Raw genomic sequence first — 19667 nt, 5'->3', positions numbered from 1 at the left:
CCCCTCCCGCCGTCATCGGCATCCACGTGGCCGGGCTTTCACGGGGAACGTAGCAGCGGTTGTCGGGAGTGGGAAGAACTTGCGCCGCAATTGGCTTCGACTTTCTCCTGTCTCAGGACAAAGCCACGTCGCTTTCGCGACAGCACGCGAAGGCGCCCCCTCAGGAGCCCATGCTCGGCGAAAGGGTTCGGCCACTACGATCACCGCTCATGGAGATAGCGGCGTACATCATGATCATGGCTCTCATCCTGCTGTATTCGCTGTTGGAGTCGAGGATTCAGAAGGTCCAGCGCAGGGCGGACCGCATCGAGCGCAAGCTGGATCTGATCCTCGGCCACCTGGACATCCAGGTGGCCGAGCCCGGCCTCGAGCGGGTGCTGGCCCTGGTGCGGCAGGGCAAGAAGATCGAGGCCATCAAGGTCTACCGGCAGCTCACCGACGCCGGCCTGAAGGAGGCCAAGGACGCGGTCGAGCGCATGGAGGTCGCCTGAGGGTCGCACCGCCGGGCGCGGGCCGCCGGGCGCGGACCGGCGGATCGGGTCAGGGACGCTCGCGGTCGTGGTAGGTACGGCGGGTGTGTTCGGTGTGGGCGCGCATGACGGCCGTGGCGCGGCGTTCGTCGCCCGCGGTGATGGCCGCGATCAGCTCGCGGTGCTCGATCCAGGACTGCTTGCCGCGCTGGCGGGCGACCGGGGTGTAGTACCAGCGGACCCTGCGGTCCACCTGGGCGGCCAGCTCGGACAGGACCGCGTTTCCGGCCAGTTCCATCACCTTGGCGTGGAATTCGGCGTTGGCCGCGACTGCGCCGTCCACGTCGTCGTCCAGGACCGCGCGCTCGCCCTTCGCGCACAGGCCCTCCAGGGCGTCGACACCGGCCTCGTCGGCCCCGGCGGCGGCCAGCCGGGCGGCCTCGGCCTCGAGGAGCGTGCGCACCGTAAGGAGCTGATCGGCCTCCTCCTCGGTGGGCTCGTGGACGAACGCGCCCTGGGCGGGCCGCAGATCGACCCAGCCCTCGGTGTTGAGCCGCTGGAGGGCCTCGCGCACCGGCTGGCGGGAGACCCCGAGCTGGCCCGCGAGTTCGCTCTCCACGAGGTGCTGGCCGGGGCGGAGGGCGCGGGTGGTGATGAGTTCGAGCAGCGCCTCGTAGACGCGCTCGCGGAGTGGTCCGGGCCGCTCCAGCTTCGGCACCGCGCCGTGCGGCAGTCCCCTGGACAGCATCGCGCCCCCTCTGGCTCACTGTTCACCGGATGTCCGGATTCACCGGATGCGTGAATTGGTTATTGTCTACAGTTTACCCAACCTGTCCATGGCGCCGACACATCCCAGGTGCCTTGACGTCTGGTCATTGACTCGTTGAATCCTTAAAGTCCGGGCACATGCTCACCAATGATCGTCTCGGCCCGCTCAGCCGCTCGCGCACCCTGGCCCCGCCGGGCTGGAGCCGCTGGCTGGTGCCGCCCGCCGCCCTGGCCGTCCATCTCTCCATCGGCCAGGCTTACGCGTGGAGCGTGTTCAAGCCGCCCCTGGAGTCCTCGCTGGACCTCTCGGGCACGGCCAGCGCGCTCCCCTTCCAGCTGGGCATCGTGATGCTCGGCCTGTCCGCCGCCTTCGGCGGCACGCTCGTGGAGCGCAACGGCCCGCGCTGGGCGATGTTCGTCTCCCTCGTCTGCTTCTCCTCCGGCTTCCTCGTCGCCGCGCTCGGTGCCGCCACCAGCCAGTACTGGCTGGTGGTCCTCGGCTACGGCTTCATCGGCGGGATCGGTCTTGGCATCGGCTACATCTCCCCCGTCTCCACGCTGATGAAGTGGTTCCCCGACCGGCCCGGCATGGCCACCGGCATCGCCATCATGGGCTTCGGCGGCGGGGCGCTCATCGCCTCGCCCTGGTCCAGCAAGCTGCTGGAGCACTTCGGCACCGACAACGGCGGCATCGCCGCCACCTTCCTGGTCCATGGCGTGACCTACGCGGTGTTCATGGCGCTCGGCGTGCTGCTGGTGCGCGTACCGCCCGAGGGCTGGCGGCCCGCCGGCTGGGAACCGCCGCAGGAACAAGGGCACATGATCAGCACGGCCGACGTCTCCGCGCGCAACGCCATCCGCACCCCGCAGTTCTGGTTCCTGTGGGTGGTGCTGTGCATGAACGTGACGGCGGGCATCGGCATCCTGGAGAAGGCCGCGCCCATGATCGGCGACTATTTCAAGGACACCGACACCCCCGTGACCGCCACCGCGGCGGCCGGATTCGTCGCCCTGCTGTCGGCGGCCAACATGGCCGGGCGGCTGCTGTGGTCGTCCACCTCCGACCTCATCGGACGCAAGAACATGTACCGGGTCTACCTGGGCGTGGGCGCGCTGATGTATCTGGCCATCTCGCAGCTCGGGGACTCCTCCAAGCCCCTGTTCGTGGTGTGCGCACTGGTGATCCTCTCCTTCTACGGCGGCGGCTTCTCGACCGTTCCGGCGTATCTGAAGGACCTGTTCGGCACCTATCAGGTGGGCGCGATCCACGGGCGGCTGCTCACCGCCTGGTCGGTGGCCGGGGTCCTCGGCCCCTACATCGTCAACAAGGTGGCCGACCACCAGGAGGAGGCGGGGAAGAGCGGCCCCGGGCTGTACTCGCTCTCGCTCACCATCATGATCGCGCTGCTGGTCGTCGGCTTCATCGCCAACGAGCTGATACGGCCGGTCCATCCGCGCTTCCACGAACCGGCCCCCGCGGCGGCCGAGTCCGAGGCGGCCCCCGCCGAGAAGGGAGGGGACCGATGACCGAGCCCACCAGGAACCGCACCGCGCTGACCGTGGCCGTCTGGGCCTGGGTGGTGCTGCCCTTCGGGTACGGGGTCTACGAACTCGTCCAGAAGGCCACCCAGCTCTTCACCGGCTGAGCTCGCTCCACCGTCCGAAGCCCCATCACCGGGATACCGAAGGGGGTTGAGGTGTCGTCCGACTCCTTGACCCTCTTCTCGGGCATACTGTATTCAATATTCAGTCGACGATACTCACACGCTCGGTCCCCTCAACCGAACGGAGAGTCCCACCATGAAAGTCGCAGTAGTCGGTGCCGGTGCGATCGGCGCCTTCGTCGGAGCCGCACTGCACCGCGCGGGCGCCGAGGTCCATCTGCTCGCCCGTGGCCCGCATCTGGCGGCGCTGCGGACCGGCGGCGTGGTGGTGCGCAGCCCCCGTCCGGACCTGGACTTCACCGCGCATCCGGCCGCCACCGACGATCCGGCCGACATCGGCCCGGTCGATTACGTCTTCCTGGGCCTGAAGGCCACCTCGTACGCGGCGTGCGGGCCGCTCGTACACCCCCTGCTCCATGACCGTACGGCCGTCATCGCGGCCCAGAACGGAATCCCCTGGTGGTATTTCCACGGGCTCGACGGCCCGTTGGCCGGCCACCGGATCGAATCCATCGACCCGGGCGGCGCGGTCTCGGCCACGCTCCCCCGAAGACGCGCGATCGGCTGTGTCGTCTACGTGGCCACCGAGATCGAAGCGCCCGGCGTCGTACGCCACTTGGAGGGCACCCGCTTCTCCATCGGCGAGCCCGACGGCAGCGTCTCCCGGCGCTGTCTCGAGTTCAGCGAGGCGATGTGCGCGGGCGGGCTCAAATGCCCTGTCGAGCGCGATCTGCGCAAGGACATCTGGATCAAGCTGCTCGGCAACATCTCCTTCAACCCGATCAGCGCGCTCGCCCGCGCCACCATGGGCCAGATCTGCCGCCACTCCGACACCCGCGCGCTCGTCGAGGCGATGATGCGGGAGACGCTCGCCGTCGCCGCCGCCGTCGGCTGCCACCCCGCCATCTCCATCGAGCGGCGGCTGACCGGCGCCGAGCGCGTCGGCGACCACAAGACCTCGACTCTCCAGGACCTGGAGAAGGGCAAGCCACTCGAACTCGACGTACTGCTCGCCGCCGTCGTCGAACTCGCCGGTCTCACCGACACCCCCGTACCCACCCTGCGCGCCGTGCACGCCCTCGCCGATCTGCTCTCGGCGACCAGCACCGGCGCCGGCCTTCCGGACGCCGCATGACGGCGTGACCGCCGTAAGGAGCCCGTCGTGGCCCGTAACCGCCAGCGCAACCGACAGCAGAAGCAGTACCCGCGGCTGACCCACCCCCTGGTGCGGGACTCAGTGAGCGGAGAGCTCCGCCGCGCCTCCTGGGACGAGGCGCTCAGCCGGGCCGCCGCCGGGTTCCGGGCCGTGACGGCGGCCCACGGGCCCGACGCGTTCGGCATGTTCTCCTGCGCCCGCGCCACCAACGAGATGAACTACGTGGCCCAGAAGTTCACCCGGGTGGTGATCGGCACCAACAACGTCGACTCCTGCAACCGCACCTGCCACGCGCCCAGCGTCGCGGGGCTGTCGGCCGTCTTCGGCTCCGGCGGCGGCACCTCGTCGTACGGGGAGGTCGAGGACACCGACCTCATCGTGATGTGGGGCTCCAACGCCCGCTTCGCGCACCCGATCTTCTTCCATCACGTCCTCAAGGGCATCCACAACGGCGCCCGGATGTACGCCGTCGATCCGCGCCGCACCTCGACCGCCGAATGGGCGGAGAGCTGGCTGGGGCTGAACGTCGGCACCGACATCCCGCTCGCCCACGCCGTGGGCCGCGAGATCATCCACTCGGGGCTCGCCAACCGGGCCTTCATCGAGCACGCGACCACCGGCTTCGAGGAGTACGCGGCCCATGTGGAGCCCTGGACGCCGAGCGTCGCGGAGAAGGTCACCGGCGTCCCGGCGGAGGCCATCCGCGATCTCGCGCACGCCTACGCCACCGCCGAGCGCGCCCAGCTGTGCTGGACGCTCGGCATCACCGAGCACCACAACGGCACCGACAACGTCCGGGCGCTGATCAATCTCTCCCTGCTGACCGGCCATATCGGCCGGTACGGCTGCGGGCTCCAGCCGCTGCGCGGCCAGAACAACGTGCAGGGCGGCGGCGACATGGGCGCCATCCCCAACCGGCTGCCCGGCTTCCAGGACATCCTGGACCCGCCCATCCGGTCCAAGTTCGAGCGCGCCTGGGACGTGGTCATCCAGCCGCGCTACGGGCTGAACCTCACCGAGATGTTCGAGGCCATGGAGGCGGGCGAACTGCGCGCCGTCTACTGCGTCGGCGAGAACCCGGCCCAGTCCGAGGCCGACACCGAGCAGGCCGTCCGGCGGCTGGAGTCGCTGGAGCACCTGGTGGTGCAGGACATCTTCCTCACCAGGACCGCCGAGCTGGCCGACGTGGTGCTCCCGGCGACCGCCGGCTGGTGCGAGACGGAGGGCACCACCACCAACAGCGAGCGGCGCGTCCAGCGGGTACGCAAGGCCGTGGAGCCGCCGGGCGAGGCGCGCGAGGACATCGACATCATCTGCGAGCTGGCGCGGCGGCTCGGCCACGACTGGAAGTTCGAGGGCGCGGAGGAGGTCTGGAACGAGCTGCGCGACGTCTCCCCGGACCACTTCGGCATGACCTACGAACGGCTGGAGGAGCACCAGGGCATCCAGTGGCCCTGCCCCAGCACCGACCGTCTCGAGCCCACCTATCTGCACAGCCGCCTGTGGGAGAGCGATCCGGCGCTGCGCGGCCCGCTCGCCCCCTTCGGCCCGGTGAAGCACGATCCGCCGGTCGATCTGACCGATGACGCCTTCCCGATCCGGCTCACCACGGGGCGCCGCCTGGACTCGTACAACACCGGGGTGCAGAGCGGGGGTTTCGCCTCTCCGCTGCGGCGCGGCGAGTACATCGAGCTGTGCCCGGAGGACGCGGCCCGCTACCGGGTGGAGGCCGAGGAGCGGGTGCGGGTCTCCTCGCGGCGCGGTTCGGTGGTGGCGCCGGTGTGGATCGATCCCGGGCTGCGGCCGGGGCTCGCCTTCATGACCATGCACTTCCCCGACGAGGTGGACACCAACTCCCTGACGATCGAGGCGAACTGCCCGATCGCGGGGACGGCGGAGTTCAAGGCGTCGGCCATAAGGATCGAGAAGATTCCCGTGACCGCCGTAAGGAGCTGATCGTGGATCTGCGGTTCGGTGACAGCAAACCCACGGACGAGGAGCGGGCGGCGATCGACGCGCTGCTCGGCCCGCCCGAATCCGCCTGGGAGGGCGCGGACGACCGTACGGACACGGATCTGCGCTGGGCGCGCGGCGGCCGCGAGGCACGGGAGCGGCGCGATCTGCTGCTGCCCGGCCTGCACGCCCTCAACGACCGGGTGGGCTGGATCAGCGAGGGCGGCCTGGACTATCTCTGCCGTCGGCTGACGGTCCCTCCGGCGGAGGGCTACGGGGTGGCGACCTTCTACGCGATGTTCGCGGTGAAACCCCGTCCGGCGACCGTCGTCCACGTCTGTACGGATCTGGCGTGCGCGGCCCGGGGCTCCGCGCAGGTGTGCGCGGACCTCGAACGGGACGTGGGCCCGGCGGGCTCGGCGGGGTCCGGGGCCGTCTGGCAGCCCAGCCCGTGCCTGGGCCTGTGCGAGCGCGCCCCGGCGGCCCTGGCGCTCCGCGCGGGCGAGACCCCGCAGGCCGCGGTCGTCGCCCCCGCCACCGCCGGGGCGGTCGCCGACGCGGCGTCGGCGCCGCACGAGGCGGCGGCCGAGCCGCCCGCGGTGGCCGCGGTCCCCCAGACCGGCGCCACATCCGCGCCCCTGGCCGGAGGCGACGGCCTGGTGCTGCTGCGCCGGATCGGAGTGGTCGACCCCGGGTCGCTCGACGACTACCGTGCCCACGGCGGATACGCCGCTCTGCGGCGCGCGTTCGCGCTCGGGCCCGCCGGGGTGATCCAGGAGGTGACCGAGGCGGGTCTGGTCGGACGGGGCGGGGCCGCGTTCCCGACCGGACGGAAGTGGTCGGCCACCGCCCAGCAGCCCGACCATCCGCACTATCTGGTCTGCAACGCCGACGAGAGCGAACCGGGCACCTTCAAGGACCGGGTCCTGATGGAGGGCGATCCCTACGCCCTCATCGAGGCCATGACCGTCGCGGGCTATGCCACCGGGGCCCACCGCGGCTATCTGTATCTGCGCGGCGAGTACCCCCGGGCGCTGCGCCGGCTGCGCACCGCCATCGACCGGGCCCGGTCCCGTGGCTTCCTCGGTAAGGACGTCATGGGCCAGGGGTTCGCGTTCGACATCGAGATCCGGCGCGGCGCGGGTGCGTACATCTGCGGCGAGGAGACCGCGATCTTCAACTCGATCGAGGGGCGGCGCGGTGAACCGCGCAGCAAACCGCCCTTCCCGGTCGAGAGGGGGCTGTTCGGCAAGCCGACCGCGGTCAACAACGTGGAGACCCTGGTCAATGTGTTGCCGATTCTGATCGAGGGCGCGCAGGCGTACGCCCGTACCGGCACCGACACCTCGACCGGCACCAAGCTGTTCTGCGTCTCCGGCACGGTCGCCCGGCCCGGCGTCTACGAGCTGCCGTTCGGGGCGACGCTGCGGGAGCTGCTGGAGCTCGCGGGGCCGCCCGAGAGTCTGCGCGCGGTGCTGCTCGGCGGCGCGGCGGGCGGTTTCGTACGCCCCGACGAACTGGACGTCCCGCTCACCTTCGAGGGCACGCGCGCCGCGGGCACCACGCTCGGCTCGGGGGTGGTGCTGGTGCTGGACGAGGGCGTCGAGCTGCCCCGCATCCTGCTGCGCATCGCGGAGTTCTTCCGCGACGAGTCCTGCGGCCAGTGCGTCCCCTGCCGGGTGGGCACCGTACGGCAGGAGGAGGCGCTGCACCGGCTCAAGGACCGTACGGGCGCCGCCGCGGCCGGGGACATCGCGCTGCTGCGCGAGGTCGGCCAGGCCATGCGGGACGCCTCGATCTGCGGTCTGGGCCAGACCGCCTGGAACGCCGTGGAGTCCGCCATCGACCGCCTGGGAGCCTTCAAGTGACCGCGATACCGCTGCGACCCCCACGCCGACTGGTCGACCTCACCCTGGACGGCGAGCCGGTCCGCGCCCCGGAGGACAGCACCCTGCTGGACGCGTGCCGCGCCGCGGGCAAGGACATCCCGACCCTGTGTCAGGGCGACACGCTCACTCCGAAGAACGCCTGCCGGGTGTGCGTGGTGGAGGTGGAGGGCGCCCGCACCCTCGCCCCCGCCTGCTCCCGCCGGGTGGAGCAGGGCATGGAGGTGCGCACGGACACCGAGCGGGCCCGGCACAGCCGTAAGGTCGTCCTGGAGCTGCTGGCCTCCTCCACCGACATGTCCACGACCCCGCGCGCCGCCGAGTGGATCGAGGAGTACGGGGCCGAGCCGGACCGCTTCGGCGCGGACGCAGCCCGGGTGGACGAGGAGCCGAAGGTCGACAACGACCTGTACGTCCGCGACTACGACAAATGCATCCTCTGCTACAAGTGCGTGGACGCCTGCGGTGAGCAGTGGCAGAACACCTTCGCCATCGCGGTCGCGGGCCGCGGCTTCGACGCCCGGATCTCCACCGAGCACGACGCGCCCCTCACCGACTCCGCGTGTGTCTACTGCGGCAACTGCATCGAGGTCTGCCCGACCGGCGCGCTGAGCTTCAAGACTGAGTTCGACATGCGGGAGGCCGGAACGTGGAACGAGGCGGCCCAGACGGAGACGACCACGGTGTGCGCCTACTGTGGTGTGGGCTGCAATCTCACCCTCCATGTGCAGGAGAATGAGATCGTGAAGGTCACCTCACCGCACGACAATCCCGTCACACACGGGAACCTGTGCATCAAGGGCCGTTTCGGGTACCAGCACGTACAGAACCACGCACAGAACCGGGACTGATCGACATGGGACGGGTCACCGAGCGACGCCGCGTCATCCGCATCCGGGACGGGGCGGTCAGCACCCGGCCGGACACCCTCGTGGCCGAGGAGCCGCTGGAGATCCGGCTGAACGGCAAACCGCTGGCCATCACCATGCGCACGCCGGGCGACGACTTCGCCCTCGCCGCCGGATTCCTGGTGAGCGAGGGCGTCCTCGGGCGCGCGGACGAGCTGGCGAACATCGTCTACTGCGCGGGCGCCACCCAGGAGGGTTCCAACACCTACAACGTGGTGGATGTGACGCTGGCGCCGGGCGTGCCGGTCCCGGACATCACCCTCGAGCGCAATGTCTACACGACCTCGTCCTGCGGTCTGTGCGGCAAGGCCAGCCTGGACGCGGTCCGGACGACCGCGCGCTGGCCGCTGGCGGACGACCTCGAGGACGCCGGGGGCTCCGCCGTCCGGATCGAGCCGGAGACGCTCTCCGTGCTCCCGGACCGGCTCCGCGCGGCACAGCGCGTCTTCGACCGGACCGGCGGTCTGCACGCGGCGGCGCTGTTCAGCCCGGACGGTGAGCTGCTGGACCTGCGGGAGGACGTGGGGCGGCACAACGCGGTGGACAAGCTGGTGGGGCGGGCGCTCCAGCAGGGCCTGCTGCCGCTGTCGGGGTCGGTGCTGATGGTCTCGGGGCGCGCCTCCTTCGAGCTGGCGCAGAAGGCCGTGATGGCGGGGATCCCGGTGCTGGCGGCGGTCTCCGCGCCCTCCTCGCTGGCGGTGGATCTGGCGGCGGAGACGGGGCTGACCCTGGTCGGCTTCCTCCGCGGCACCTCGATGAACGTGTACGCGGGCGAGCAGCGGCTCGCTCTGCGGACAGCGGTCGGCGGGGCCTGAGAAGCGGTCCGCCCGCTGCACGGGTTGGCGGGCCGGCCGACGGGGAGCGCCCCCTGCGTCGGCCGGCCCCTACCGGGCCCGGTAGCTCCGCACATACATTCCGCCTCGGGACCTTCACTCGAAAGTGTTCTTGACCGCTCGTTCTGGTTAGGTGCTACGGTTGGGTCATGGCCAGAACGAAGGAATTCGATCCAGAGGCCGCCCTGCAGTCGGCTCTCGAGCTGTTCTGGCAGCGCGGCTATGAAGCGACCTCGATGGCGGACCTCGTCGACTATCTCGGCATCGGCCGCGCCAGTATCTACGCGACCTTCGGCAGCAAGCACGAGCTGTACCTGAAGGCCATGGACCGCTATGCGGAGACGCGCGACCCGCCCCTGCTGGCCGAGCTGTCCCAGCCCGGCCCCGCGCTGCCCGCGGTGCGGGCGGTGGTGCGCCGCTTCGCCGAGGAGGCCGCCTCCCCGGAAATGCGGCTGGCCGGCTGTCTGGTGACCAACACGGCGGCCGAGCTGGCGCCGCACGACCCGGCGGCGGCCCGCCGGGTGGAGCTCAGCTGGGACCGCGTGGAGACCCCGCTGTGCTCCGCGCTGATACGGGCCCAGGCCCAGGGGGAGCTTCCCGAGGACCGCGACCCCCGCGCGCTGGCGCGGATGCTGTTCGTGCTGCTGCAGGGGCTGCGGGTGGTCGGCAAGGCGTCGGACGACCCGGCCCGGGTGCGGGACGCGGCGGAGCAGGCACTGGCACTGCTGGACTGATCCCTCACGACCACGGGAGTCACACAGAGCCCATTCGCATGCCCTCATATTAAAACGATCGGTCAAATATTGGGGGAGAAATGACCACCACCGACACCCCGTGCGACACCGATACCGACACCACCGCCAACGCCGACACCAACACCGACACAGGCACAGGCACAGGCACAGACCCCACCACCACGACCCACCATCGCCGGGCCTTCGCCCTGCTCGGTTCCGTCCAGATCACCCTGATCTTCACGCTCGCGGCGATCGCCGTGCCGCTGCCCGAGATCGGCCGGGCCTTCGGCCTGGAGCGGGCCGATCTGATTCTGCTCAGCGCGGCCTATGGGCTGACCTTCGCCGGGCTGCTGCTCTTCGGCGGGCGCCTCTCCGACCGCTACGGCGGGCGGCGGGCCCTCACCGCCGGGCTCATCCTCTTCGCCGCCGCCTCGGCCGCCGCCCCGTTCGCCCCCGGTATCGGGACCCTGCTCGCGGCCCGGTTCGCGCAGGGCGCGGGGGCGGCCCTGATAGCGCCCGCCGCCATGACCGTGCTGCGCGCCGTCTTCCCCGCTCCCGCCGCCTACGGCAAGGCGATGGCGACCTGGGGCGGGCTCTCCGTGCTCGGCGCGACCGCGGGCAATCTGCTCTCCGGCGTCATAGCCGAGCTGCTGTCCTGGCGCTGGAGCTTCGCCGTACCGCCGGCGGTGGCCGTGGCCGCGCTCGTCCTCGCGCCCCGGCTGCTGCCGGACACCCCACCGAGCCGGGGCCGGGCGCTCGATCTGCCGGGCGCGCTGCTGGCCACGGCCGGAATCACGCTCGCCAGTTACGGGCTCGTGGCCACCGACGCCCTGCCCTGGTCGTCGGCCGGGGTGCTGGTGCCCCTGCTCATGGGGGCCGCGCTGCTCATCGCGTTCTGGTACGCGGAGCGCCGGGCGGGCGATCCGCTGCTGCCGCCCCGCTTCCTGCTGGACCGGCGGCGGGCGCTCGCCCTCGCGGCCATCGCGTTCAGCGCCTGCGCGACCGCGATGACCTTTGTGACCCTCTCGCTCCATCTCCAGCAGGACCGTGACTGGTCGCCGCTGCGGACCTCGGCCGCCTTTGTGCCGTTCGCCATCGCCCTGCTCACCTCGGGGCGGGCGGCCGGGCCACTGATAGCCCGCTTCGGCCCCCGCGTCGTCACCGCCGCCGGGCTGGCCGCGGCCGGGGCCGGGCTGGTGCTGCTCGCCCTCACCGGCCTCGACCCGCACGCTCCTTACGCCTCCGCGCTGCTGCCGGGGCTGGTGCTGCTGCCGGCCGGTGCCGCCGCCTCCTTCGCCGGGGCCGCCGTGCTCACCACCCGCGGGGTGCCGAATGAGCGCACCGGGCTCGCGGGCGGGGTGCTGAACACCGCGATGGAGCTCGGCCCGACCGTGGTCTTCGCCATCGTGCTCACCTTCGGCAGCGATGCCGTCTCCCTCGCCGCGACGGGGGGCGCGCTCGCTCTCGTCGCCGCCCTGGACCTCCGCGTCCAGCGGAGCCGTCCGTCCCGTCCAGCACGTCCCTCCTCCGTTACTCAAGGAGCCACGCAGTGAACCGCTTCACCGGAAAGACCGCCCTCGTCACCGGAGCGGGCACCGGTCTCGGCCGTGCCATCGCGCTCGCCTTCGCCGCCGAAGGCGCCTCCGTGGTGGCCGCGGGCCGTACCGGATCCACCCTGGCGGAGACGGTCCGCCTCATCGAGGCCGCCGATGGCCGGGCCACCGCCGTGACCGCCGACGTGACCGACTCCGGGCAGCTCCGGGAGCTGGTGCACAGCGCCGTCACCCGCTTCGGCGGACTGGACATCGCGGTCAACAACGCCGGGATACTGCGCGGCAAGGGGCCCGTCGCCGAAGTCAGCGAGGAGGACTGGGAGGCGGTGCTGCGTACCAATGTCACCGGTGTCTGGCTGGCCATGAAGCACCAGATCGCGCACATGAAGGAGCACGGCGGCGGGGCGATCGTCAATGTCTCCTCCAACCTCGGCGCCCATCTGCGGGTATCGGGTCTCGGCGCCTACAGCACCTCCAAGTCGGCGGTCGCCACGCTGACCCGGATCGCCGCACTCGACCACATCCATCAGGGCGTCCGGATCAACGCGGTCAGCCCCGGCGCCTCCGACGGCCCCATGTCGCTGCGGCCGGGTGAGACCGAGGCCGACCGCGCCGAGCGGGCGAAGAGCGAGACTCCGCTGGGCAGGGTGGCGGAGGCGGACGAGATCGCGGCGGCCGTGCTCTACCTCGCCTCATCGGCGGCGGGCGCCGTGGTCGGCACGGATCTCGTGGTGGACAGCGGCTCGTCGGCCTGACCGGCCCGAGCGCCCGGCCAGAACCCGGCCGGAACCCGGGCGGAGCCCGGCCGGAACCCGGTCATGGTGCTGCCCCCACCCGAATCCCGGGGGCTTGCCGCATGGCCGGGGCACCACCACACCCGGAAGCTGGTGAGACATGAACGCACCCATGAAGCGCCCTCGCTTACGCCTCGTCACGGCCGCCGCTGTCACCGCCGCCCTGCTCGGCGGTGCGGCCGCGGTCCCGGCCGCCGCCACGGCAACGAAATCCGGCCCCGCCTCGTCCGCCACCGACTCCGCCAGCTCCGCCAGCTCCGCCACCTCCGCCGGTCACGGGCTCACCGAGGCCGAGTTGCGGCGCGCGGTGGCCCGGACGCTGGAGGACGCCGGATTCATCGGCATCACCGTGGAGGTGCGCGACGGGCACCGCCGGATCCACGCCCGCGCGGGCGAGGCGGAGCGCGACACCGGCCGCCCCATGCCGTACGGGGCGCACTACCGGGCCGCGAGCGTCACCAAGTCCTTCGTGGCCACCGTCGTCCTCCAACTGGTCGCCGAGGGGCGGCTCTCGCTGAGCGATCCGGTGGACAAGTGGCTGCCGGGCGTGGTGAGCGGCAATGGCAACGACGGCCGCCGGATCACCGTCAGGAATCTGCTCCAGCACACCAGCGGCATCCACAACTACGCCTACAGCGACGACACCGGCGACTCGGCGGCGGACTTCGAGCGGACCCGGTTCGACCATGTCTCCCCCGAGCGGGTGGTCGCCGGGGCGATGAAGCACCGGCCCGACTTCCCGCCCGCCCCGGCCGATGACCCCGAGCCCGACTGGAACTACTCCAACCCCGGCTATGTCCTCGCCGGAATGATCATCCAGAAGGTCACCGGACGCGCATGGCCGGAGGAGGTCCGCGACCGCATCATCCGCCCGCTGGGCCTGACCGGCACCTCCGAGCCCGGGGACGATCCACGGATCAAGGCCCCGTACGCCCATACGTATCAGCGCTTCCCCGGCTCCGGCAGCTGGACGGACACCACGCTGCGGAACGTCTCCTGGGGCGGTGCGGCCGGTTCCATCATCAGCACCGACCGCGATCTGGACCGGTTCTACACCGCCCTGCTGAGCGGCCGTCTGCTGCCCCCGGCACAGCTGGCCGAGATGCGCCGGACCGTCCCCGTCGGGCCGGACTTCGAGGTGGCCTTCCCGCACGCCCAGTACGGGCTCGGGATGATGCGCCAGCCGCTCAGCTGCGGCGGCCACCGCTGGGGCCACGGCGGCGACCTCGAAGGGGCCACGGTGCGCACCGGCTTCACCGAGGGCGGGCGGCGCTCGGTGACCATCAGCTCCAGTGGCAAGACCGCCGACGACGAGCAGCTGCTCCGGGCCGAGAGGGTCATGCAAAGCCTCATGGACCGCGTTCTGTGCGAGGGGATCGGAGGCCGTAAGCTCTGACATCCATTGGCCTGACACCCATTGGAGGGTTCGGAGAGTCATCGCCGCGAGGAGGAGGCCCATGCGGATCGGCGAGCTGTCCCGCCGCACCGGGGTGAGCGAACGGCTGCTGCGCTACTACGAACAGCAGGGCCTCCTCGGGCCCGAGCGGCTGCCCAGCGGCTATCGCGCGTACCGCGCGTCCGACGTGGCGGTGGTGCGGCGCATCCGCGCGCTGCTGGCGGCCGGGCTGTCGACGGCGACCATCTCCCAGGTTCTGCCTTGTCTCCGCGACAACGGGGAGCACCTCGTGCCCACCTGTCCGGATCTGCTGGGCGAACTGCGCGCCGAGCGGGACCGGATGACCTCGGCCATCGAGGAGCTCGAGCTGTCCCGGTCGCTGCTGGACCGGGTCATCACGGCGGGTCAGACGGCCATGGGCTGACCGAGGGGGGACGCCATCCGGGGGCGGGCGCCGTCCCCCTCGCGCCCCGCCCTCACCCCAACTGGCGCAGTGTCACGAGGATATGACGCACGGTCCTTGTCCCGGGCGACCGCAGGACGAGACACTTTCAGCCGCAGTCATGTGTGAGACATGGGATGTCTTGATGTCCTGACGGCATGATGCCTCATGGCGTGATGCCCGACGGCCTCGACGTCCAGATGCCGATGCCTCAACGAGGCAGTCTGAAGGGCAGGCCGTGACCATGGCGTCAGTTCTCCGCACACGTCCCCGCAGCAGACCACCCCGCTCCCGTACCAGACCGTGGCGGCGCCGCGCCTCCGTGCTCCTCACCGCCGCGGCGCTGGCCCTGATCCCGCTTCCGGTACGGGCCGCGGACACGGATTCCTCCGCGTCCGCGGCCCGCGCCGACTCCGGCTTCGAACAACAGGTCCTCTTCAAATCTGCCCAGGAGCAGGGTTACTCCTGCTTCCGGATCCCGGCGGTCGTCAAGGCCAAGGACGGCACCCTGCTGGCCTTCGCCGAGGGCCGGGTCGACAACTGCGGCGACGCCGGGGACATCGATCTGGTCCTCAAGCGCTCCACCGACGGCGGCCGTACCTGGGGCCCGCTCCAGGTGGTCAATGACGGCGCCGGTGACACCCACGGCAACCCCGCACCCATCGTGGACCAGCGCACCGGCCGCATCGTGCTCGCCAGCACCTACAACACCGGCCGCGACGACTCCCAGAGCTGCGACATCCCCTGTGACCGCTCCCCGCACCTGCAGTACAGCGACGACAACGGCGCCACCTGGTCGGCCCCGCGCGATCTGAGCTCCTCGCTGATGCCGGCCCAGTGGAACTCCTGGTACGCCACCGGCCCCGTCCACGGCATCCAGCTCCAGCGCGGACGCCACAAGGGCCGACTGGTCTTCACCCTCAACACCGAGACCTTCAGCGGCGGCCGCATCACCGACAACCACGCCGCGCTCGCCTACAGCGACGACGGCGGCGACCGCTGGCGCATCGGCGCGGTGGACAGCTATCCGCTCGCCGAGGACGGCACCTTCCGCCAGAAACCGTCCGAGATGACGCTGGTGGAGCGCGCCGACGGATCGATCTATGTCAACGGCCGGGAGCAGGACGGCACCGATCTCGGCCACCGCGACTACGCCATCAGCCGGGACGGCGGCCAGAGCTTCACCGCGTCCTTCCGCGCCATCCCCGATCTGCCCACCCCCCAGGTGCAGGGTTCGATCCTGCGGCTGCGCGACCCGGCCCACGACGGCTACGGCCGACTGCTCTTCGCCGCCCCCGCCGACCCCGACCGCCGCCGCACCATGATGGTCCGCTCCTCCTGGGACGAGGCCCGCACCTGGGACGGTGTCGACCGCGGCAAGGTCGTCACCACCGACTGGTCCGGCTACTCCGACATGGTCGCGGTCTCCCGCGACACGGTGGGGCTGCTGTACGAGGGCGGTGCGGTGGACGCGCGTGACGAGATCCGCTTCGCCCGCTTCACCGAGGACTGGCTGGGCTCCCGCCGGCCGTCCTCCCCCACCACCGACGACCGCGCGCCCGGCGCCCGGTCCGCGACCGTGCTCGGCGGCGCGGTGGGGCGCGACGACGGCCGCTTCGGCGACGCGCTGTCCTTCGACGGCACGGACGACGCCGTACGGGTCCCGTACCGGAACGCCCTGCCGCTGGGCACCCGCGACTTCACCGTGAGCCTGTGGTTCCGCTACTCGGCCGCCTCCGGGCAGCATCCGTTCCTGTGGATGGGCGGCATCGGCAACAAACAGCCACAGGTCTGGCTGCGGGGTGAGCCCGGGAGCAACCGGCTCCGGGCGCTGATGACCACGGTCAACGGCTTCGCCACCTTCACCAGCGCCTCGGTGTCCACCGACGCCGCGTACAACGACGGGCAGTGGCACCACCTCGCCCTGGTCCGCGGCGGCGGACGGCTCTCCCTCACCGTGGACGGCGGCACCGCGGTCACCGCCCCCGACGCCCCGGGCACCGTGAGCCGCACCGCGCCCTTCGCGCTCCACCTCGGCCAGGCCGTGGACAGCCGGTCCCATATGACGGGCGATCTCGATGAGTTCCGCCTGTACGCCCGTGCCCTGTCCGACACCGAACTGCGCCGTGTCCGCGAGTTCAACGCCCCGCTCGACGACCCCCACTCCGGCGCCCTCGTCCGCCTCCCCCTCGACCGCGTGCGGTCATCCCACGACTAGACGACACAGAACTCATTGCCCTCCGGGTCCTGGAGCACCACCGCGTAGTACTCCATCTCCGGCTCGTCCATGGTCCGCAGGACCGTGGCTCCGGCCTCCTTCAGCCGGTCCACGGTCGTGGTGACGCGCTCGGTGCGGACCGCGAGGGGCACATCCCGCCCACCCCCCACCTTCAGATCGAGATGCAGCCGGTTCTTGGTGACCTTGGACTCCGGAACCTGCTGGAACCACACCCGCGGACCCTGCCCCTCCGGATCCACGATGGACTCCGGGGTCTCCCCGGCCCCGGGGGGCAGCTCCGCCGCGGGCACCCCCATATCCGCCCAGTACTCCCGCCAGGTGGCGTGGCCGCCCGGCGGGGGCTCGGCCACATAGCCCAGGGCCTCGGACCAGAAGGCCACCATTCGGCGTGGCTCGGCACAGTCGATGGTGAGCTGCAGCGTGAGCGTCGTCATGTCCGAAGCGTCCCAGAGGGGTCTGACAACGGTGCCCGGTGCAGGTGCATCCCGCTTAAGGGGTGTCCGGCGGATCGTGTCGCCTGCGGCGGGCTGCTCCCCTCCCCGCCCCTTCCCACAACTGGGGCTCCGCCCCAGCCCCCGGGCGGGGCCCAGGGGCAAAGCCCCAGCCACGCGGCCGAACCACACCTCGACGCCCCGGGAAGCGACCACCCGCACCCAGGAGCACCCGACGGACCTTGACGCCCGGCGGCGGGCTGCTCCCCTCCCCGCCCCTTCCCACAACTGGGGCTCCGCCCCAGCCCCCGGGCGGGGCCCAGGGACAAAGCCCCAGCCACGCGGCCGAACCACACCTCGACGCCCCGGGAAGCGACCACCCGCACCCAGGAGCACCCGACGGACCTTGACGCCTCGCGGCGGGCTGCTCCGCTTCCCACCCCAGACCCGGGGTCCAGGGGCGGAGCCCTTGGTAGCGGGAAGGGGCGGGGAGGGGAAAGGTCCGCGGCGCGCCCCGCTAGGGTGTACGGCCGTGACCGAAGCCGACTTCCTCAACTCCACACGGGCGTCCTACGACGCCATGGCCATCGACTACGACGAGCGTTTCCGCGATGAGCTGGCGGCCCAGACGCTGGAACGGGCGGTGTTCGCCGGGTTCGCCGAGCTGGTACGGAACGCCGGGGGCGGACCGGTGGCCGATGTGGGCAGCGGACCGGGCCGACTGACCGCGCATCTCCACGGTCTGGGGCTGTCCGTGTACGGGATCGACCTGTCGCCGCGAATGGTGGAGCTGGCCCGGCGGGAGCATCCCGGGCTGCGGTTCGAGGAGGGGTCGATGCTGGCCCTGGACATCCCGGACGGCACCCTCGCCGCCGTGGTGGCGTGGTACTCCACGATCCACATTCCGCAGGAGCGGCTGCCGGATGTGTTCGCCGAGTTCCACCGGGTGCTGGCGCCCGGTGGATACGCGCTGGTGGGCTTCCAGGTGGGCGATGAGCCACGCGTCTACGCGGAGGCGTTCGGCCATGAGGTGTCGCTGACCTTCCGCCGCTGGCAGCCGGACCGGATCGCCGAGTTGCTGGCCGGGGCCGGACTGCCGGTCCACGCCCGGACTTTCCGTGAACCGGAGCGCTGGGAGCCCACCCCGCAGGCGTCCCTCATCGCCCGCAAGCCGCTGCCGTCTGCCGACGACCAGACCGCCGGAAAACCGGCCGCCACAAGCTGACGTCAGACGCGGGTCAGCGCGGCGTCGTCCGCGCTGTCCGTATCAGCCCGAGCCACGGACCGGGTCTCGGCTCCCGTCACCCCCGCTTCCGGCGCCCGCGCCGCGAAGCGGCGGGCCAGCACCGCGCAGACCATCAGCTGCATCTGGTGGAAGAGCATCAGCGGCAGCACCGCCAGGCTCGCCTGGGCGCCGAAGAGCACGCTCGCCATCGGCAGCCCGGCGGCCAGGCTCTTCTTCGACCCCGCGAACACGATCGTGATCCGGTCCTCGCGGACGAAGCCCAGCTTCCGCGAACCGTACGAGGTGAGCGTGAGCATCACCGTGAGCAGGACCGCCTCGACGCCGAGCAGGATCGCCAGCCGCGCCGGGGTCACCTGGTGCCAGATGCCCCGGACCATGCCCTCGCTGAACGCCGCGTAGACCACGAGCAGCACCGAGCCCCGGTCGACCAGCCGCAGCACCGCCCGGTGGCGCGAGATGAAGCCGCCGATCCAGCGGCGCAGCAGCTGCCCGGCGAGGAAGGGGGCCAGCAGCTGAAGCCCGATCTTGATCATTGAGTCGGCCGCGAAGCCGCCTCCGCTGCCGCCCAGCAACAGCGCGACCAGCACCGGGGTGACCACCACGCCGAGCAGGCTGGAGAAGGAGCCCGCGCAGATCGCGGCGGCCACATTGCCCCGGGCGATCGAGGTGAAGGCGATGGAGGACTGGACCGTGGAGGGCACCAGGCACAGGAAGAGCAGCCCGGTGTAGAGGGGATGCGTCAGCACGTACGGCACCAGCCCGCGCGCGGCCAGGCCGAGGGCCGGGAAGATGACGAAGGTGCACACCAGCACGGTCAGATGGAGCCGCCAGTGGCGCACCCCGTCCAGCGCCTCCCGGGTGGAGAGCCGGGCGCCGTAGAGGAAGAAGAGGAAGGCGACCGCGACCGTGGTGGCTCCGTCGGTGACGGTGGCGGCCTGGCCGCTGACCGGGAGCAGCACGGCGAGCGCCACGGTGCCGACGAGTCCGAGGATGAAGCCGTCCAGGGGGAGCCAGGAGGGAAGGGCAGGAAGGGCGGGAAGGGCGATCTTGCGGACGTGCGGGCGGTGCGACATGCGTTCTCTTTCTCGCTCTTTCTGACCTGGCTTCTCGGTCTTTCCGGCCTGGCTTCTCGGTCTTTCCCGGCTGGCTTCTCGCTCGTTCTCGTCTGGCATGGACACGGACGGAGCCCGT

At 71.4% G+C, this 19667-nt stretch carries 18 protein-coding genes; 15 read left to right on the top strand and 3 right to left on the bottom strand.

Annotated elements, in window-relative coordinates; all coding sequences use genetic code 11:
- Window positions 1-209: 209 nt before the first annotated feature.
- The gene (locus J2Z30_RS10815) at window positions 210-491 is read left to right on the top strand and encodes a ribosomal protein L7/L12 (RefSeq protein WP_044568937.1); all 282 of its coding nucleotides are present in this window, start codon (window positions 210-212) and stop codon (window positions 489-491) included.
- A gap of 49 nt (window positions 492-540) precedes the next feature.
- On the opposite strand, the gene J2Z30_RS10810 is transcribed toward J2Z30_RS10815, so the two are convergent.
- A complete protein-coding gene (locus tag J2Z30_RS10810; protein WP_044568938.1) occupies window positions 541-1218 on the bottom strand; it encodes a GntR family transcriptional regulator in 678 nt (225 codons plus the stop codon).
- Between the two features lie 158 nt (window positions 1219-1376).
- On the opposite strand from J2Z30_RS10810, the gene J2Z30_RS10805 reads away from it, so the two are divergent.
- The 13 genes from J2Z30_RS10805 to J2Z30_RS10750 all read left to right on the top strand — a co-directional run bounded on the left by J2Z30_RS10805 (window position 1377) and on the right by J2Z30_RS10750 (window position 16778).
- Window positions 1377-2765, top strand: coding sequence for an L-lactate MFS transporter (locus J2Z30_RS10805; protein WP_044568939.1), 1389 nt, complete (start codon window positions 1377-1379; stop codon window positions 2763-2765).
- Complete coding sequence (locus J2Z30_RS50845; protein WP_268981280.1) at window positions 2762-2884, top strand: MFS transporter small subunit; 123 nt, start codon at window positions 2762-2764, stop codon at window positions 2882-2884. The genes J2Z30_RS10805 and J2Z30_RS50845 overlap by 4 nt, the downstream gene beginning before the upstream one ends.
- A gap of 154 nt (window positions 2885-3038) precedes the next feature.
- Window positions 3039-4037 (top strand): 2-dehydropantoate 2-reductase, encoded by a 999-nt coding sequence (locus J2Z30_RS10800; RefSeq protein WP_044568940.1) that lies wholly within the window; start codon window positions 3039-3041, stop codon window positions 4035-4037.
- A 27-nt stretch (window positions 4038-4064) separates the two neighbouring features.
- Entirely contained in the window at window positions 4065-6014 is a 1950-nt protein-coding gene (locus J2Z30_RS10795; RefSeq protein ID WP_044568942.1) for a molybdopterin oxidoreductase family protein, read from the top strand.
- Between the two features lie 2 nt (window positions 6015-6016).
- Window positions 6017-7879 carry an NADH-ubiquinone oxidoreductase-F iron-sulfur binding region domain-containing protein gene (locus tag J2Z30_RS10790; protein ID WP_044568943.1) on the top strand — a complete coding sequence of 621 codons (1863 nt, stop codon included), beginning with the start codon at window positions 6017-6019 and terminating at the stop codon, window positions 7877-7879.
- On the top strand, window positions 7876-8748 hold the full coding sequence (locus tag J2Z30_RS10785) for a 2Fe-2S iron-sulfur cluster-binding protein (RefSeq protein ID WP_044568944.1): 873 nt from the start codon (window positions 7876-7878) through the stop codon (window positions 8746-8748). Before J2Z30_RS10790 ends, J2Z30_RS10785 begins: the two co-directional genes overlap by 4 nt.
- 5 nt (window positions 8749-8753) lie before the next feature.
- Complete coding sequence (gene fdhD / locus J2Z30_RS10780) at window positions 8754-9620, top strand: formate dehydrogenase accessory sulfurtransferase FdhD (protein ID WP_044568946.1); 867 nt, start codon at window positions 8754-8756, stop codon at window positions 9618-9620.
- Window positions 9621-9787: 167 nt separating this feature from the next.
- On the top strand, window positions 9788-10372 hold the full coding sequence (locus J2Z30_RS10775) for a TetR/AcrR family transcriptional regulator (protein WP_044568947.1): 585 nt from the start codon (window positions 9788-9790) through the stop codon (window positions 10370-10372).
- A gap of 80 nt (window positions 10373-10452) precedes the next feature.
- Window positions 10453-11928, top strand: coding sequence for an MFS transporter (locus J2Z30_RS10770; protein ID WP_078956560.1), 1476 nt, complete (start codon window positions 10453-10455; stop codon window positions 11926-11928).
- Entirely contained in the window at window positions 11925-12683 is a 759-nt protein-coding gene (locus J2Z30_RS10765) for an SDR family NAD(P)-dependent oxidoreductase (protein ID WP_044568948.1), read from the top strand. Before J2Z30_RS10770 ends, J2Z30_RS10765 begins: the two co-directional genes overlap by 4 nt.
- Before the next feature lie 151 nt (window positions 12684-12834).
- Window positions 12835-14118, top strand: coding sequence for a serine hydrolase domain-containing protein (locus tag J2Z30_RS10760; protein WP_372453259.1), 1284 nt, complete (start codon window positions 12835-12837; stop codon window positions 14116-14118).
- Window positions 14119-14179: 61 nt separating this feature from the next.
- Window positions 14180-14542: a MerR family transcriptional regulator gene (locus J2Z30_RS10755; RefSeq protein ID WP_044568950.1), complete on the top strand. Its 363-nt coding sequence runs from the start codon at window positions 14180-14182 to the stop codon at window positions 14540-14542.
- Window positions 14543-14804: 262 nt separating this feature from the next.
- Window positions 14805-16778 carry a sialidase family protein gene (locus tag J2Z30_RS10750; protein ID WP_245387852.1) on the top strand — a complete coding sequence of 658 codons (1974 nt, stop codon included), beginning with the start codon at window positions 14805-14807 and terminating at the stop codon, window positions 16776-16778.
- On the opposite strand, the gene J2Z30_RS10745 is transcribed toward J2Z30_RS10750, so the two are convergent.
- A complete protein-coding gene (locus J2Z30_RS10745) occupies window positions 16775-17233 on the bottom strand; it encodes a VOC family protein (RefSeq protein WP_044568952.1) in 459 nt (152 codons plus the stop codon). The two genes, J2Z30_RS10750 and J2Z30_RS10745, sit on opposite strands and share 4 nt — an antisense overlap.
- 529 nt (window positions 17234-17762) lie before the next feature.
- Here J2Z30_RS10745 and J2Z30_RS10740 point away from each other — a divergent pair.
- Window positions 17763-18455, top strand: a complete 693-nt coding sequence (locus tag J2Z30_RS10740) for a class I SAM-dependent DNA methyltransferase (protein ID WP_044568953.1) — start codon at window positions 17763-17765, stop codon at window positions 18453-18455.
- Window positions 18456-18457: 2 nt separating this feature from the next.
- Here the strand turns inward: J2Z30_RS10740 and J2Z30_RS10735 are convergent, their stop codons facing one another.
- The gene (locus tag J2Z30_RS10735; RefSeq protein WP_044568954.1) at window positions 18458-19549 is read right to left on the bottom strand and encodes a bile acid:sodium symporter family protein; all 1092 of its coding nucleotides are present in this window, start codon (window positions 19547-19549) and stop codon (window positions 18458-18460) included.
- Between the last annotated feature and the right edge of the window lie 118 nt (window positions 19550-19667).

The sequence above is a fragment of the Streptomyces iranensis genome, assembly GCF_017874715.1.
In the GTDB taxonomy this organism is placed as follows: domain Bacteria; phylum Actinomycetota; class Actinomycetes; order Streptomycetales; family Streptomycetaceae; genus Streptomyces; species Streptomyces iranensis.
Note: the sequence above shows the minus strand (reverse complement) of the source record. Positions and strands in the feature narration are given on the sequence as shown.